This window comes from Marinobacterium aestuarii, from assembly GCF_001651805.1.
Lineage (GTDB): Bacteria > Pseudomonadota > Gammaproteobacteria > Pseudomonadales > Balneatricaceae > Marinobacterium_A > Marinobacterium_A aestuarii.
Genome location: NZ_CP015839.1, coordinates 1,994,442 through 2,009,642 on the forward strand (window position 1 = coordinate 1,994,442; position 15,201 = coordinate 2,009,642).

Below are 15,201 nucleotides of genomic sequence, written 5' to 3' on the forward strand. Positions count from 1 at the left end.
CGAGCGCCGATAGACTGGGCTCTATCAATGACAGTCTGTGAGATAAAAGCCTCAAGCCCGATCCGCGGCTTGCAAGAGGTATATAATTAGCAGACGCGCCCGCAGGCCTTGCTCAGCGGTGAGCAGCCAGATCCAGCGCTGAATAGGGAGATAGCTTGGATGCAGCCTGATCGACGCCCGTCTAGTCGGACCAATATGACACTCTCAGACGCCTCTTGCGCCAAGGGGGCGGGGCTTGATCGTGGTTTTGGGAACATGCTGCAACAGGCTGCGATCTCATCGGAGCTGGTGGCTGAGCTTGCGGCGGATCACGCCAGCGAGCGGCTGGCGCCGCTCGAAAAAACACTGCTCGCGCGCTGGCCGGTAGAAAACTATGCATCGGTGCTGCGCGATCCGGTTCAGGCGCTGGGCGATGCTCGGGCAGATTACGAGTTCTTTCTTGAGGGCGCTCAGCGGGTACTCGATGAGCTGGGCCAGTTTGATATAGCCGCACTGATTGAATTGCGCTTTCCGGTGGGTGGTGTGCAGTTTGGCTGGCATCGATTTGAACTGTCGGATCTGTTTTTGGGGCAAATGTGGCTGGCTCAGGCTCCCATGCTTGAGTGGCTGGCGGCTCATGCTCCCCGGCTCGAATCCCTTGCGGCCCGCGCCCGGCCCTATGCGCTGGCTCAAAGTGCGCTCTGGCTCGAGCGTGATGGCGCCCAAAGTCGAGCCCGGGCCATCGATTCGGGGCAGCTTTATCCCTATTTGCAACGTCTGTTCGCCGGCGCCTTTAATCTTGTGGGTGCCTCAGCGCTACAGCCATCGAAGCTCTTGTCTGCCGGCATGGAGCCGCTGTTGCTGGCCGGAGGCGCCTCGCGCCTGGGTCAGGCTGATGCTTCGGTCGGGCAAGCGTTCGGCATGCTGGAAATCGACGTACGTCAGGCGACGCTCACGCAGTTGCGCAGCGCAGCAGGGCTTTTGTATGAAAAGCATCTGCTTGAGGCGCAGCACTATGTGCTGCTCAGTCATGGTCAGTATTTTGTGGAATGTGTTGTAGCAGGCGTGGATGACGCGAATGACACCAAGGCGCGGGACTGGATTGACGTTTTCGAACAGGTTCTTGCGGGCCTTTGGATGCGTGGCGATCTGGGTACCTCGATTCAGGCTGTTCTGGCGTTGTTGAAACAGGCGGACAGCGCCGCTGCCTGATCGGCGTCTGTGTGTGCAACTTTTCTCCTTATGGCTGACTGCCCAAATCTGTAATCCGTTAGTACCCCGGCACGGCCTGTGTTTGTGCTTGCAGGCGCGCGGCCAAATCTCGGCCTATGCTTGTAACAAGGATATCCGGGTTGCGGGGTATGACCAAATAGACAGGAAAATCTGAGAAATACTGGGGTTTTCGCCTTGTCTTTGACATAACTGATTGATTTTATAAGCTGTATCGCCGACCCTATCTAACTTGGCCCTGGTGCTCATCCGGGCGTTATCAGGCACCGTTACAGGCATTCTCAGTGTGGTAGCTGCGTGCTGCATAGATTCACTGAATAACAAACAAGGAAGCAGACAACATGATAAAACTTAAATCCGCCTTTACCGCATCGGTACTGGCAGCTGGAGTCATGCTGGCAGGCGCTGTGCAGAGTGTATCTGCGGCCGATCCGACCTATGTGACTATTGGTACAGGTGGCCAGACCGGCGTCTATTATGTCGTGGGTCAGTCGATTTGCCGGCTGGTGAACCGCGGTGCCGATGATCATGGCATCAAGTGCACCGCGCCTTCTACCGGCGGCTCCGTCGCCAACCTGAATGCCATTCGTGAGGGTGGCCAGGACATGGGTGTGGCGCAGTCCGACATGCAGTTCCACGCCTATAACGGTACCGACAAGTTTGAAGAACAGGGTGCCAACCCCGAGCTGCGGGCAGTTTTTTCCGTACATCCCGAGCCCTTCACCGTGGTTGCCCGTGCAGACTCAGGCATCAAGGTGTTTGATGACCTCAAGGGCAAGCGTGTGAACGTCGGTAACCCGGGATCTGGTCAGCGCGGTACCATGGAAGTGCTGATGGAGCGCAAGGGCTGGACGCTGGACGATTTCAAACTCGCCTCCGAGCTCAAGTCTTCCGAGCAGTCCCAGGCGCTGTGTGATAACAAGGTTGATGCCATTATCTTCACCGTGGGTCACCCCAATGGTTCCATCAAGGAAGCCACGACCTCCTGCGATGCCCTGATGGTGCCGGTGGAAGGTGCTGAAGTGGATACGCTGATCGGTGAGAACGACTACTACGCCAAGGCAATTATTCCGGCGGGCATGTACAAGGGTACGGATGCAGATACGGCCACCTTTGGTGTGGGCGCGACCTTTGTATCCTCAACCAAGGCTGATCCGGAAGTAATTTACCAGGTGGTCAAGGCCGTGTTCGATAACTTCGATCGTTTCAAGCGTCTGCACCCGGCGTTCGAAAATCTGGACCCTGCGCTGATGATCAAGAACAACCTGTCTGCACCGCTGCATGACGGTGCGGTGCGGTACTACAAAGAACGTGGCTGGATGTAATCACGGGCTTATATTAAAACGGCTTGCCATATCGGCAGGCCGTTTTTCGTTTGGCTCGCAGCGTTTTAGTGCTTAAGTGCGGGCGCAGTTAATAACCGGAGATTTTATGAGCGACCCAAAGAAAGGCCCGTCAGCCATTGATGAGGCAGGGCTGCAGGACATGGTTGCAGCCACTGACAGCGGTGCGCGCACCCCCCTGGGTTTTCAGAAAATGCTGTTGCTCGGTACGGCGCTGGGGTGGTCTTTGTTCCAGCTCTGGATTGCGTCGCCCCTGCCATTTTATGACTGGCCGCTGATCGGCAGTTTTGGCGTATTCAACGATACCGAGGCGCGCTCCATCCACCTGGCGCTGGCAGTATTTCTGGCGTTTCTGGCCTATCCGGCCTTTGATGGTTCCCCCCGGGATCGGGTGCCGGCCATTGACCTTGTGCTGGCTGTGCTGGGCGCATTTTCGGCGGCCTACCTGTTTATCTTCTATGTGGAGTTGTCGACCCGCCCGGGCGCACCCCTGCTGCAGGATATGGTGGTGGCCTGTATCGGTGGTGTCCTGCTGCTGGAGGCAACCCGGCGTGCGCTGGGGCCACCGCTGGTGGCGGTGGCGCTGGTCTTTCTGATCTACACCTTTGCCGGCCCCTATATGCCGGACATTATTGCCCACAAGGGCGCGAGCCTGAAACAAGTGGTAAACCATCAGTGGGTTACCACCGAAGGGGTCTTTGGTATTGCGCTGGGTGTCTCAACCAGCTTCGTATTTCTGTTTGTGCTCTTTGGCGCGCTGCTCGACAAGGCTGGCGCCGGTAACTATTTCATCAAGGTGGCCTTTTCGCTGCTCGGCCATATGCGGGGTGGCCCCGCCAAGGCGGCGGTGGTGTCCTCCGGCATGACCGGGCTGATTTCGGGCTCCTCCATTGCCAACGTAGTGACCACGGGTACCTTTACCATTCCGATGATGAAGCGGGTGGGTTTCAGTGCCGAAAAGGCCGGTGCGGTCGAGGTGGCCTCGTCGGTCAATGGCCAGATCATGCCACCGGTCATGGGGGCTGCGGCCTTTCTGATGGTGGAGTATGTGGGGCTGTCCTATGTCGAGGTCATTACCCATGCCTTCCTGCCGGCGCTGATTTCCTATATAGCGCTGGTATATATCGTGCACCTTGAGGCCCTGAAACTGGGCATGGAAGGGTTGCCGCGCCGCGGTGTTGTGCGTCCCTGGCAGATGCGCCTCATGGGCCTGCTGCTGGGCTTTATGGGCACGGCGGTGGTGGCGTTTGCGGTGTACTTCGGTATCGGCTGGATCAAGCCGATACTGGGCGATGCGGCTGGTGTTGTTATCGCGCTGCTGCTGTTTGGGGTCTACGTCGGGCTGATCCGCTTTGCTGCGGGCTACCCGGAACTGGAGCTGGATGATCCCGAATCCGAGGTGGTGGAGTTGCCGGAGACAGGACCGACGGTGAAGTCGGGTCTGCACTTTATTTTACCGGTGGTGGTGCTGGTGTGGTGTCTGATGGTCGAGCGACTGTCGCCCGGGTTGTCTGCCTTTTGGGCCAGTGTGCTGATGATGGTCATACTGGTCACCCAGCGTCCGCTGTTTGCGCTGTTCCGCAACGAAGGCAGGCTTTTGGCGGCCTGTCTGTCGGGCTTTGATCAGCTGATTGATGGCCTGATTACCGGTGCCCGCAACATGATCGGTATCGGTATTGCTACGGCGACAGCCGGCATTATCGTCGGTGCCGTATCCCAGACCGGCGTAGGCTCGGTGCTGGCGGATCTGGTGGAGGTCATGTCCTTCGGTAACCTGCTGCTGATGCTGATACTCACGGCTGTGCTCAGCCTGATCCTGGGCATGGGGCTGCCAACCACGGCCAACTACATTGTGGTCTCCTCCCTGCTGGCGCCGGTGATCGTGACCCTGGGGCAGGAGTCCGGGCTCATCGTGCCGCTGATTGCGGTGCATCTGTTTGTGTTCTATTTCGGCATCATGGCCGATGTCACACCCCCGGTGGGGCTGGCGTCCTTTGCGGCGGCGGCGGTGTCTGGTGGTGATCCGATTCGCACCGGCTTTGTGGCCTTTTTCTACAGTTTGCGCACCGCCATACTGCCATTCCTGTTTATCTTCAATACCGATCTGCTGCTGATCAACGTTGATTGGCCCCATGGCATCATGGTGTTCGTGATCTCGACCATCGGCATCCTGTTGTTTACCGCCGCCACCCAGGGCTATTTCCTGGTGCGCAGCCGTGTACACGAAACGCTGTTGCTGCTGCTGATTGCCTTTTCGCTGTTTCGGCCGGGTTTCTGGATGGATCGGATTGTGGACCCCTTCGAGGTACGTGAAGGTGCGGCACTGCTGGATGAAACTCTGGACATTCCTGCGGGAACCTCTTTGCGGCTGCATATTCTGGGTGAAGACGAAATTGGCAACGAGCGCCGTTTCGTTGTGCTGCTGCCGGCAGGTGAGGGCGACAACACGCGGGATCGGCTGATGGATGCAGGTGTCGAGTTGATGGACGACGGCGGCAAGGCGCTGGTGGATGCGGTGAGCTATGACAGCCGGGCGGAGCGTGCGGGGCTGACATTTGACCAGGTTATCGAGCGTATAGAGATTGCCCAGCCTCAGCCTGCGAAGGAGCTGATCTTTATTCCTGCGCTGTTGCTGCTGGTGCCGTTGGTGATGATGCAGCGTCGCAGGCGCGGGGTGCAGGCGCAGGGCGGAACTGCGAAGGCTTGATAACCGGGCCGCCCGCCCCTGGGTGGGCGGTCCTGACAGAGCCGGCTCTGGGCCGGTCGAGGACCGATCATGTTCAAAACTATTCTCATACCGGTTGACCTTGAAGAACCTGCTTTCGCCCAGCCTGCCATAGCGGTGGCGTTGCGTGAGCTGGACCCCAATGGTGGCACGCTGCATCTGATGACGGTGATGCCAGGTTTTGCCTCTCCCCTGGTCGCGTCGTTTTTTGATCCGGCGACGGTGAAGAAGGCGCATCAGGCAGTGGATAAGCACTTGGTGGACTTTGCTGCCCAGCAGCTCCCGGCTAATGTACCCCATAGCCTTTCGGTACATCAGGGGCATCCGGCGGAGCGGATCATCAAGCAGGCGGCGGCAATTAACGCCGATATGATCATCATGTCGGCGCATCACCGCAGCCGGCTGGACAGTGCGCTGCTGGGATCAAACTCCGCCCGCGTGGTTGAACGTGCGCAGTGTTCGGTGATGATTCTGCGCGGTGATGCGCTTAAAGCCACCTGATCTGCAGGGTTTCAGGTTGTCCTTCAAGACAGCGGTGACAGTTCGCTGATCAGCTCCTCTCTGCGGCGCAGCGCCTCTATCGCTGTGTCGCCCAGCCGTGCCGCCACTTCACTCAGAAGCGCTTCCCCCAGCACAAAGAATCCCGCCATGGCATTGCTGTAAAACAGGCTGCGGTTGGGTACGCAAAAGCTGTAGCTGGCAATGTTGTGTAGTGGTGAGTCCTGGGTGTCGGTCAGTGCAATGACTTCGATGCCATGCTGCTGTGCAATTTCCGCTGTCCTGATCACGCTGGCGGTGTAGGGAAAGCAGCTGGCGACTATCAGTAGGTCGCCTGGCTGCAGCGTGCTCAGTGCATCGGCGATGCCCTGGCGCCCGGCCTCGAGTGTGGCGACGTTGGGCCTGACCATGCCAAGGGCATAGCCCAGGAAATAGCTCAGTGCATAGAACTGACGCAGGCCGTAAATCCGCACCTGCCGGGCTCTGGCGATGAGGTCGGCGGCGCGCTTGAAGCTCTCTGGGTCCAGCTTATCGATCATGGCGCTGATGTTGCTGCATTCCTGCTGACCGACTCTGGCAGGCAGGTCAGAGGCTGCAAGACCGGGCTCACGGGCCAGATGGCGGGCCTGATCGCTGTAAAAATGCAGCGGGCTGCCGGTCAGTTCAAATCGAAAAAGCTGCTGCAGGCCGTTGAAGCCGCTCAGCCCCAGGCGGTGGGCCAGACGGGTCAGGGTGGATGCGTTGACGCCATGGCGTTCGGCAAGCTCGGTGATGGAGGTCAGGGCAACCTGTTCAGGATTAGTCAGCATGGCATTGAGTACCCGGCGCGACTGGCCGCCGAGGCGAATAGGCGCCTGCTTGCTATCAATATCGGCCAGCAGTTGCCGCAGGCTACTGAGGTCATGGGGCGGGGTGAAGCCTGATGTGTTCATCGCCAGAGTTCGCTCTATATTGTTCAGGTGTTGTTGTCGGGTGTGCAGTATAACCTGATGGTTATGCAAAAATAATTGCATAATTTTTCGTATGCAAATATATTTGCTAAATACTAGTACTGCTGAGTGCCCCTCAATGACCCATGTCTTTCACCGCAATACCCACCAGTCCTACCCGGTCGCTGTTGCCGGTGATGGCCCCTATATTATCGCCGCTGACGGGCGCCGCTATCTGGATGCCAGTGGCGGGGCAGCGGTATCCTGTCTCGGGCACAATGCAACCGAGGTGGTCGAGGCCATTCAGAAGCAGGTGGCAAGCCTGGCGTATGCGCACACGTCGTTCTTTACCACTGAGCCGATGGAGCAGCTGGCGGACTTTCTTATCGAAAGGGCGCCTGCCGGGCTTGAGTACGTCTACTTTGTGTCCGGTGGCTCGGAGGCGGTTGAAGCGGCACTCAAGCTTGCGCGGCAGTACTTCACCGAGACGGGACAGCCGCAGCGCAGGCATCTGATTGCGCGGCGTCAGAGCTACCACGGTAACACCCTTGGGGCTCTGGCCACCGGTGGCAACGCCTGGCGCCGTGCCCAGTTCGAGCCGCTGCTGACTCAGGTCAGCCATCTGACGCCCTGTTACGCCTACCGTGAGCAGGGCGAGCAGGAATCCGATGATGCCTTCACAACGCGTCTGGCGCAGGAGCTGGAGGATGAAATTCTGCGGCTGGGGGCGGATGAGGTGATGGCCTTCGTGGCAGAACCGGTGGTGGGGGCAACGCTGGGGGCGGTGCCGCCTGTGCCGGGGTACTTTCGCAAGATTCGCGAGGTATGCGACCGCTATGGTGTACTGCTGATACTGGACGAAGTCATGTGCGGCATGGGCCGCACCGGAACCCTCTTTGCCATCGAAGAGGATGGCGTCAGCCCCGATATCACCACCATTGCCAAGGGCCTGGGGGCGGGTTATCAACCCATAGGCGCAACCCTGGTGAGTGGGCGTATTTACGCTGCCATAGCGGCGGGCACGGGTTTTTTCCAGCATGGGCACACCTACATTGGTCATGCCACCGCCTGTGCGGCGGCCCTGGCGGTACAGCAGGCCATAGAGTCGCGCCAGTTACTCTCCCGGGTGCAGGTGCTGGGTACGGCGCTGCAACAGCGCCTGCGCAGCCGCTTGGGTGATCATCCCCATATTGGTGACCTGCGCGGCCGAGGTCTGTTCCAGGGGATTGAGCTGGTGCGCGACAGGACAACCAAGGAGCCCTTTGATCCGGCGCTGAAACTGCATGCGCGCATCAAGCAGGCCGCGATGGACGAAGGGCTGATGTGCTACCCCATGGGCGGTACCCTTGATGGTCGCCAGGGCGACCATATTCTGCTGGCGCCGGCCTTTATCCTTGAAGAGTCGCATCTGGATGAGCTGGTGGAGAAACTCGAGCGTGCAATTACTCTGGCGCTGCGCGCCGTAAAGGGAGCAAGCGCATGAAATCGCGTCTGAGTGAACTGACGCCGGGGACGATGAGCGCTGAGCAGCAGCGCGTGCTGGATGCCATTCTCAGTGGCCCGCGGGGCAATCTGGACGGCCCCTTCCTGGCCTGGGTTCACAGCCCCGGGCTGGCCGACCCAGCCCAGGCGCTGGGCGCTTACTGTCGCTACCATACGTCAATGCCGCTGCGCCTGTCGGAGCTGGCGATTCTGGTCACGGCGGCCTGGTGGCAGTCCCAGGCCGAATGGCAGATCCACGAACCCATAGCACGCCAGTCCGGTATTGCCGATCAGGTGATTGCTGCGCTGCGCCTGGGTAACACGCCTGCATTTGAGCGCACCGACGAGCAGCTGGTGTATCAAATCGGCTGTACTCTGTATCAAACGCGACGTATCGACGACGCACTCTATCACCGCGCCGTCGCCGAGTTTGGAGAGCCTGCACTGGTCGAGTTGGTGGGAATTCTCGGCTATTACGCCCTGGTTGCCATGACCCTGAATGTGTTTGAGGTGCGCCGCGACACATCAACACCGCTGCCCTTTCCAGAGCCCGGTTGATACTCGAATAAACAACGTGAAATGCTTGCAGCGGCAGAGGCCGGGCGTTAGATTATTGGAGTTCTTGCGGGTATCGTATAGTGGTTATTACTCGAGCTTCCCAAGCTTGCGAGGCGGGTTCGATTCCCGCTACCCGCTCCAGTTTATGATCTCATCGCATCTCACCTAGTTTCACCCATCTTGATAAATCTTTGAAAAGACAAATAAAATCTTCCCAGTGTGTCTCATGATGTCTCATACTAGCTCAGGTGTTCAGGGGGTACTTGTGGGGGTATGTACTATTTTTTTAGATTTTATACCCCCATTATTTTAAATCTATACCCCCAATGAGACAGCAATAGATACCCCGCTGGAGGGGCAAGAGGATCGATCGATGGCCCTGACAGATAAGGCTCTGAAGGCTGCTAAGCAAGCGGATAAAAACTATAAACTGTTTGATGAAAAAGGACTTTTTCTACTGGTCACAAAATCAGGGGCGAAGTATTGGCGGATGAAGTATCGCTACTTGGGGAAGGAGAAGCTGCTGGCCCTGGGGGTATATCCTGAGGTGTCTCTGAAAAAAGCTCGAGAGACCCGAGACGAGGCGCGCAAACTGCTGTCTGACGGAACCGATCCATCGGTTGCCAAAAAAGAGAAGGTGCTGAGGTCCGAGGTGCAGAATGCGAACTCATTTGAAGTCGTAGCGCGAGAGTGGTTTGAGCGAGTCAGGGATGAGTGGACAGAGAGCTATCAGGCTAGAACAATTCATGCAATGACCGAGTACCTGTTTCCCTACGTCGGCCGTAAACCGATTGCTAAGCTTGAAGCGCCGGAGCTACTGAACGCGATCCAAAAGATAGAGAAACGGGGGAAATTGGAGACCGCCCATCGAGTGAAGGGTTATGCCAGTAAGGTATTTCAGTATGGGATAATTACAGGACGTTGTACCCGCAATCCTGCCAATGACCTAACTGGCCTGTTGAAACCAAGGAACGTAAAGCACCACGCCGCAATTACTGAACCGGCCCAGGTGGGACAGTTGCTGGTGGATATAGATCTTTACTCAGGGACTTATGTTGTAAAAGCGGCATTGAAATGCGCGTCCCTGTGGTTCTGTCGCCCAGGTGAAGTGCGGAGAACCTTATGGAGCGAGATAGATTTTGATGCCAAGGTGATTGTTATGCCCGGTGAGCGTATGAAAATGCGCAACGATCACCTGATTCCTTTAAGCCGGCAGTCCATGGATACTCTGGAAAGCCTCAAGGGGATTACTGGGCGTTCCAAGTACGTGTTCCCATCACTTCGGGGTAATTCCGCCTGTATATCAGAGAATACACTGAATCAGGCACTAAGAAGAATAGGGTACGACAAAAGTACCATGACCAGTCATGGATTTAGAGCTATGGCTCGTACGCTACTCGTAGAGGAGTTGGGCATTGACGAAGCATGGGTTGAACATCAATTAGCCCATTCCGTGAAGGATGCGAATGGCAGGGCATATAATCGAACCAAATTCCTCAATCATCGGGTCAAAATGATGCAGCAATGGGCTGATTACTTGGATGACTTAGAGTACAAGGCCCGTAATGGGCTGCCGATTGTACGTAACTTTGCTCAGGAGTAGTAACGATATGTGACTTGCATTGTTGAGCATAGATGTAAGATATAAATATATACCTGATTACTTATGAACCTCAGTCACTATATAGCCCAATATCATGCTGTGACTCCAGTGAACAGGAAGGTACAACATGATGGGTGACCAAAGCAAGGTTTGTTTTCGTCTTGATATGAGAAGTTTAAACAGGAGAGACTTTGTAATCTTTTGAATTTACTAAAGCTAAATTGGCTGAAACATGGCTGAGTTTTGTGGGTAATCAGGTAAGTTCATGAGTCAGAAGCCGTGCTGATGTATTCATGCCATATATGGGTGGATTGGGTTACGAGGTGGGTAGGCTTTTTGCGCAAAAAATGACAGTGATTTTTCTGTATTTAAAAAGAAGATTTTTCATATGTCCCGGGGTAAGGTGTTCTTTGAGTTTTTTATTTATGACCAGTGGTTAGCTAAGAAAAAGGTAAGATAAAATTACAGATTTATTGCCTTTTGATAAGGGTTGCAGTAAGAGGTTTCTAATGTTGACCTAGATGTCTGGTTGGGTCGTAAAATCTAATAGGGCTTCTAGCTCTATATTGTTCCTCTCAAGCTCTTCTATGCGCTTTTGTTGATTTTCAAATCCTTGCATAAGCTTTTCTAAAGCGTCCTGAACTGTTTTTGGTGCTTCATCTCCTATGCGCTTCGCAAACCAGATTTCGTCATTTGACTGTAAGGGGGTGTTGAAATAAAAGTTCTCATTCATGAATACTTCTGATTGAGTATTTGTGTCAATTTCCAGAATGGTGCTTTTCATCAATGAGGTCTTTTCTGAGAATATTCGTTGTGCCTGCCTAATGACTTCATCATCAATGACTGGTTCTGATTTGCTATTTTTGAGCTGTGTGATTTGGAGGCTAAGAGAATAAATCTCATCTTCAAATAGATTTAATATCGCAGTATTTATCTTATCGGCACCCTTAAGTTGTGTGTAAAGTCTTTTTATTATCGAGTTAAGTTCTTTGATTTTTATTGATGGTCTCGCTGCGTTTTTATTTTCCTTAAGGGCTTTAATATTCCTTTCGAGATGGTTAATTTTTTCCTTGTATTTTGCTTCGAAATGCAAGCTTATATTTTTATGTAGTTGTTCGTGTTCTTCAATAAGTTTGAGCACAAGTGCTTTTTTTGAACAGTTGCTTTCTCGGCAAAGCCGCTCAATTTTTTTGTTCTCATCACTATTTATGAGAATGCTTAGCTGCCGGCTTTGAGGTTTTTGACGATTTTTACGCTCGCGATAAGCTGCCTTAAATCTGTTCAGGATTAACCTTGAATGGTCACTACTAGTTAGATCGACTAGACAGTTTTCTAATCCTTCCCTGTTAGAAATTATCGGGCTAAATAAAGGAAAGTACACGCCTTTCTTATTAAAGTAATTAACTGCCCACTGTATGTCTTCATTCGTAAGTTTCATGATTAATCTTCGTATGGCCTTATGGGCTCTATCTTGCTGGCTCACTATTGTGCTCCGCTCTAGCTTTAGTCTAAATCTTAGTATTTGCTCTTTGTGAACAATATGGTTTACACATTCTGAAAAGTCAAACGTGTTGACAAACATGTTTGCTGAGTTTAATAAGGTAGGTACTATTTGTAGTTTTAAACGATAATAAGAGGTTTGAGATGTATCAGTCACTACTGAGCTGGAGAGATGAGGACTACTACCAAGTTGAGTACGGCGCGGGTGACTCACATCGTAAGAAGAGAGTGAAACGTGCTAAGGAGTTTGGTCGTCTGACACCAGAGGGGCGCCTTGCTCTGCTGCGAGCCGTTTCAAAGTCTGATGACGAGAATTGCATTAGCGGGACAGTCATAGAGCTTGCGAAGAGTCTTGACTCAAACCCTAAAGCTGTTAGTGAAATGCTTTCTTTTTGTCTTGAGAGAGAACTGGTGCGTAAGTCATCTCTCTCAGATTTTGGTCGCCGGGGAGGAAGGTGTTTTGCATTTAGTTCAACGTTCATAGATTTGCTGCGGCATCCAACTTCACTGCCTGACCCGCGCATTGAGAATATGATTCAGTGGATTCTCGAAACCCCTACGGAGATGCTTCCAAATTATGATCACTCAATCTCAATTCGAATCGATGGAAGTAAGTCAAGGCGAGGCGGCTTTAGCCGCTCGATGCGTTGGTTATTAGCCGTCATGCTATATCATGCTGATGACTGTGGTGTTCTGCGAGACAACGGCATGGCTGATCTCAATAACCTGACGGGGATGACAGAAAAGCGTATTCGTTCGCATTTGTTGTCATTTCAGAAATTAGGGTATGTGAAGAGAGTAGTGCCTGGTGTTGTGGATCCCGGTTGGCTCGGTCGTCGAAAAAGTATCTACTATTTAAACCTCGATCACAAGGTTTTTGGAGATCATAAACGCCACAGCATCTATTTGCATATAAAAGGGTGCGAGCTAGCGTTTAGAGATCGTAGCTTTGCACGGTCTATTCTGTATGCGAAGAAATCTAGGGAACTGTATGTTCAAATTCCAGAAACTTATCTTATTGTAAGACGTGATGATATAGATTTATCAAAAAGAGGGGCATACTACTTACAGATTAAACTATGTGAGTACGTGTCAAAATTGCTCCGTGAGAATTGGGAAAGGCTGCCTGAAAGGCCTTCTGTTGTGAGTATTCGCCCAGAAGATAAAAATTTTGGGGAGGTATTGATGAGTGTTCTTAGTGAGTTGGAGGCGGATCTGCACGTTGCTGGCGAAGATGAATTTATTTCTAAAAAGAAAATCATCCAGAGCGAGTTGAGAGATGTTTCGAAGAGAAGTGATGGTGAGGAAACTTTAAGTTTATTACTAAGACCCTTGCTTGTGATGGCAGGCGAAGTTGTCCGTTTGTCCATGGTTACTAAGGCTGCGTTGCTCTGTTTTTATAACGAAAGGTGTGTTGATTCCTTCGATGCGGTGATTAGTTTACATCCGGCTTTTGGCTATAAGTTGTTTCGTGAATCGCTATCGATGGGCGCCGGGATGACCAGAAAGAATGATGTCGCTGAAGGCGATGTGGTTGTTGAAATATTAATTAAGGATAAAGTTAATCTACACCAATTTCATGGGGATTTTCAGGCGCAGATAGAACGGGTCGGGGATTCGGGATGCAAAGTTATATCCGCAAAAATAACGAACGATAGTCAGGGAAATATTTTCAATATATAATTAGTTGCTGTTTTTATGGCCAGCTGGATGGATGAGTGCTTAGTGTTGGTAAAAATTAATTTTAATTGAGCTTGCTGATCTCATGAACCAATAAGGAGCCGGTCATGAGAATTATCAGACTTTCAGAAGTAATGCATAACACAGGTCTTTCCCGCTCTACAATCTATCGGTATGTCGCTGATGGAAGTTTTCCAAAGCCAGTTCCTCTTGGTGGTCGAGTCGTTGGCTGGGTTGATAGTGAAGTTACGGATTGGATCCTCGAGCGGATAGAAATGCGTGAGGACAACAAAACAGTGGTCAAAGGTATACATGCAAAAGCATCTTAGGGGGCATGTCCCCCTAAATTTCTGTTTCATCTTTTGATATATTCCGACAATTTTCATTTCCGCATGGTTATTGGTGTTGCGTACTATTACCTATCGCAGTATAGGCTCATTTTAAGTCTGTATTTGTCGGTATAGTAATATACTCTATTCTAGTGCATGACTACTCTATTAGGAGTTTTATCATGAGTTATGGGATCAATAAGAGAGTTGAAAGTAATACAAACCTAAGTCGTTATTGTATGGATAGCTACTGCGGGTTACCGATATTGGTTCATAAAGGACCATGCATCGAGAGTTATTTAGAAAGATCACTTTCAACAATTGATCGAGCAATACAAGATCATCCTCGTACATTTGCAGTTCGCTTGGATATGCGGTTTCCTATTGGTCATGATATTTCTTATGATAGTAACTACGTGATGCAAATGTTTATAAAGTCTTTGAAGTCAAGAATGAAAGTTAGATATGAGAGTATTCGTAGGAGTGAGCATAGGGCGCATGCTAGTAATTTAAGATATGTGTGGGCGAGAGAGATTGGAGGTAATGATGGGAGGCTGCACTATCACATGTTACTTCTTTTTAACAAAGATGCCTATTACACACTGGGAAATCTGAGGCTAGAGATCGGTACTCTATACAGTATGATAAGAGCATCTTGGGCAAGTGCCATTGGGATCCATTTTGACTTTTCTGGTGGTTTGGTGAATGTGGCAGGTAGTTTTTGGCTTCAGCCTACTGATGGGTATGCCTCGCGTCCCGAACTTTTCAAAAGCGTTAGCTATCTCTGTAAAGAGCATACAAAACACTATGGAGGTTCCGTGCGTTCTTTTGATTGTTCGAGGAATTAATTAAAGTAGAAGTTCGGTTTTTTTGGATTTGGCCTTGCACTAATTTTTCATTTTCCTAAAATCGTAAAAAAGACACTCTGTCGATAGTCTTCATGTATAAGCGGATTCGCTTTAGCGAAATCAGTAGTATCTGTATAAGGCTCATTCGTTGGCTCCTGCATTAAATGCAGCTGGAGTCGCTTCGGCTTTCACTCGCAACACGTCGTCAGTGAAACAACGTTGTGGCCTGACTAGTTGATGCTTTGTCCATCGCGATCAGGGTTGGTCCTGTGGCAGAAATCCACTGGGTAATACGCGCGGCGATATCCATTCCTGTGTGGTCTTGCTCTACCGCTTCGAGGCGCAGCTGCCCATCGACCAGCACGGACTTGGCCAACCCTACTTTTTTGGCGGCTGTCGCACAGTCAATCCCGACGATCACGATCTCCATATTACCTCTATGCCACCTTCATACCTGATGAGCTGAACAGCCATGCAGCTACGCTCAGACTTGGTTG

The 15,201-nt window shown here is 52.2% G+C and carries 13 protein-coding genes and 1 tRNA gene; 11 read left to right on the plus strand and 3 right to left on the minus strand.

The genetic code is table 11. The features are described from left to right. Positions 1 to 195 precede the first annotated feature (195 nt). The 4 genes from A8C75_RS08845 (at position 196) to A8C75_RS08860 (ending at position 5,778) form a co-directional block, all read left to right on the plus strand. Positions 196 to 1,191 (plus strand): hypothetical protein, encoded by a 996-nt coding sequence (locus A8C75_RS08845; protein ID WP_157890252.1) that lies wholly within the window; start codon positions 196 to 198, stop codon positions 1,189 to 1,191. Between the two features lie 359 nt (positions 1,192 to 1,550). Beyond that, complete coding sequence (locus A8C75_RS08850) at positions 1,551 to 2,534, plus strand: TAXI family TRAP transporter solute-binding subunit (RefSeq protein ID WP_067380893.1); 984 nt, start codon at positions 1,551 to 1,553, stop codon at positions 2,532 to 2,534. 106 nt (positions 2,535 to 2,640) lie between these two features. After that, positions 2,641 to 5,259 carry a TRAP transporter permease gene (locus A8C75_RS08855; RefSeq protein ID WP_067380896.1) on the plus strand — a complete coding sequence of 873 codons (2,619 nt, stop codon included), beginning with the start codon at positions 2,641 to 2,643 and terminating at the stop codon, positions 5,257 to 5,259. Positions 5,260 to 5,328: 69 nt separating this feature from the next. After that, complete coding sequence (locus A8C75_RS08860) at positions 5,329 to 5,778, plus strand: universal stress protein (RefSeq protein ID WP_067380899.1); 450 nt, start codon at positions 5,329 to 5,331, stop codon at positions 5,776 to 5,778. A gap of 23 nt (positions 5,779 to 5,801) precedes the next feature. Here the strand turns inward: A8C75_RS08860 and A8C75_RS08865 are convergent, their stop codons facing one another. Continuing rightward, on the minus strand, positions 5,802 to 6,788 hold the full coding sequence (locus A8C75_RS08865; protein WP_227819866.1) for a MurR/RpiR family transcriptional regulator: 987 nt from the start codon (positions 6,786 to 6,788) through the stop codon (positions 5,802 to 5,804). A gap of 55 nt (positions 6,789 to 6,843) precedes the next feature. On the opposite strand from A8C75_RS08865, the gene A8C75_RS08870 reads away from it, so the two are divergent. From A8C75_RS08870 to A8C75_RS08885, 4 genes are all read left to right on the plus strand, one after another. Beyond that, positions 6,844 to 8,187 (plus strand): aspartate aminotransferase family protein, encoded by a 1,344-nt coding sequence (locus tag A8C75_RS08870; protein ID WP_067380905.1) that lies wholly within the window; start codon positions 6,844 to 6,846, stop codon positions 8,185 to 8,187. Then, a complete protein-coding gene (locus tag A8C75_RS08875) occupies positions 8,184 to 8,744 on the plus strand; it encodes a carboxymuconolactone decarboxylase family protein (protein ID WP_067380908.1) in 561 nt (186 codons plus the stop codon). Before A8C75_RS08870 ends, A8C75_RS08875 begins: the two co-directional genes overlap by 4 nt. A gap of 66 nt (positions 8,745 to 8,810) precedes the next feature. Next, positions 8,811 to 8,885, plus strand: a tRNA-Gly gene (locus A8C75_RS08880). A 232-nt stretch (positions 8,886 to 9,117) separates the two neighbouring features. After that, positions 9,118 to 10,347: a tyrosine-type recombinase/integrase gene (locus tag A8C75_RS08885; RefSeq protein ID WP_067380911.1), complete on the plus strand. Its 1,230-nt coding sequence runs from the start codon at positions 9,118 to 9,120 to the stop codon at positions 10,345 to 10,347. A 517-nt stretch (positions 10,348 to 10,864) separates the two neighbouring features. Here A8C75_RS08885 and A8C75_RS08890 read toward each other — a convergent pair. Beyond that, positions 10,865 to 11,785 (minus strand): hypothetical protein, encoded by a 921-nt coding sequence (locus tag A8C75_RS08890; protein ID WP_157890253.1) that lies wholly within the window; start codon positions 11,783 to 11,785, stop codon positions 10,865 to 10,867. A gap of 206 nt (positions 11,786 to 11,991) precedes the next feature. Between A8C75_RS08890 and A8C75_RS08895 the strand changes: the two genes are divergently transcribed. The 3 genes from A8C75_RS08895 (at position 11,992) to A8C75_RS23000 (ending at position 14,704) form a co-directional block, all read left to right on the plus strand. Then, on the plus strand, positions 11,992 to 13,530 hold the full coding sequence (locus A8C75_RS08895) for a hypothetical protein (protein WP_157890254.1): 1,539 nt from the start codon (positions 11,992 to 11,994) through the stop codon (positions 13,528 to 13,530). A gap of 104 nt (positions 13,531 to 13,634) precedes the next feature. Continuing rightward, on the plus strand, positions 13,635 to 13,856 hold the full coding sequence (locus A8C75_RS22995) for an AlpA family transcriptional regulator (protein ID WP_084783894.1): 222 nt from the start codon (positions 13,635 to 13,637) through the stop codon (positions 13,854 to 13,856). A 182-nt stretch (positions 13,857 to 14,038) separates the two neighbouring features. Continuing rightward, complete coding sequence (locus A8C75_RS23000; RefSeq protein WP_084783896.1) at positions 14,039 to 14,704, plus strand: inovirus Gp2 family protein; 666 nt, start codon at positions 14,039 to 14,041, stop codon at positions 14,702 to 14,704. A gap of 205 nt (positions 14,705 to 14,909) precedes the next feature. Here the strand turns inward: A8C75_RS23000 and A8C75_RS08900 are convergent, their stop codons facing one another. After that, positions 14,910 to 15,134: a hypothetical protein gene (locus A8C75_RS08900; RefSeq protein ID WP_067380920.1), complete on the minus strand. Its 225-nt coding sequence runs from the start codon at positions 15,132 to 15,134 to the stop codon at positions 14,910 to 14,912. Positions 15,135 to 15,201: the final 67 nt, after the last annotated feature.

Coding starts and splice junctions, on each gene's coding strand:
- A8C75_RS08845 (WP_157890252.1), top strand. CDS start 196: ATGACACTCTCAGACGCCTCTTGCGCCAAGGGGGCGGGGCTTGATCGT.
- A8C75_RS08850 (WP_067380893.1), top strand. CDS start 1,551: ATGATAAAACTTAAATCCGCCTTTACCGCATCGGTACTGGCAGCTGGA.
- A8C75_RS08855 (WP_067380896.1), top strand. CDS start 2,641: ATGAGCGACCCAAAGAAAGGCCCGTCAGCCATTGATGAGGCAGGGCTG.
- A8C75_RS08860 (WP_067380899.1), top strand. CDS start 5,329: ATGTTCAAAACTATTCTCATACCGGTTGACCTTGAAGAACCTGCTTTC.
- A8C75_RS08865 (WP_227819866.1), bottom strand. CDS start 6,788: ATGCAATTATTTTTGCATAACCATCAGGTTATACTGCACACCCGACAA.
- A8C75_RS08870 (WP_067380905.1), top strand. CDS start 6,844: ATGACCCATGTCTTTCACCGCAATACCCACCAGTCCTACCCGGTCGCT.
- A8C75_RS08875 (WP_067380908.1), top strand. CDS start 8,184: ATGAAATCGCGTCTGAGTGAACTGACGCCGGGGACGATGAGCGCTGAG.
- A8C75_RS08885 (WP_067380911.1), top strand. CDS start 9,118: ATGGCCCTGACAGATAAGGCTCTGAAGGCTGCTAAGCAAGCGGATAAA.
- A8C75_RS08890 (WP_157890253.1), bottom strand. CDS start 11,785: ATGAAACTTACGAATGAAGACATACAGTGGGCAGTTAATTACTTTAAT.
- A8C75_RS08895 (WP_157890254.1), top strand. CDS start 11,992: ATGTATCAGTCACTACTGAGCTGGAGAGATGAGGACTACTACCAAGTT.
- A8C75_RS22995 (WP_084783894.1), top strand. CDS start 13,635: ATGAGAATTATCAGACTTTCAGAAGTAATGCATAACACAGGTCTTTCC.
- A8C75_RS23000 (WP_084783896.1), top strand. CDS start 14,039: ATGAGTTATGGGATCAATAAGAGAGTTGAAAGTAATACAAACCTAAGT.
- A8C75_RS08900 (WP_067380920.1), bottom strand. CDS start 15,134: ATGGAGATCGTGATCGTCGGGATTGACTGTGCGACAGCCGCCAAAAAA.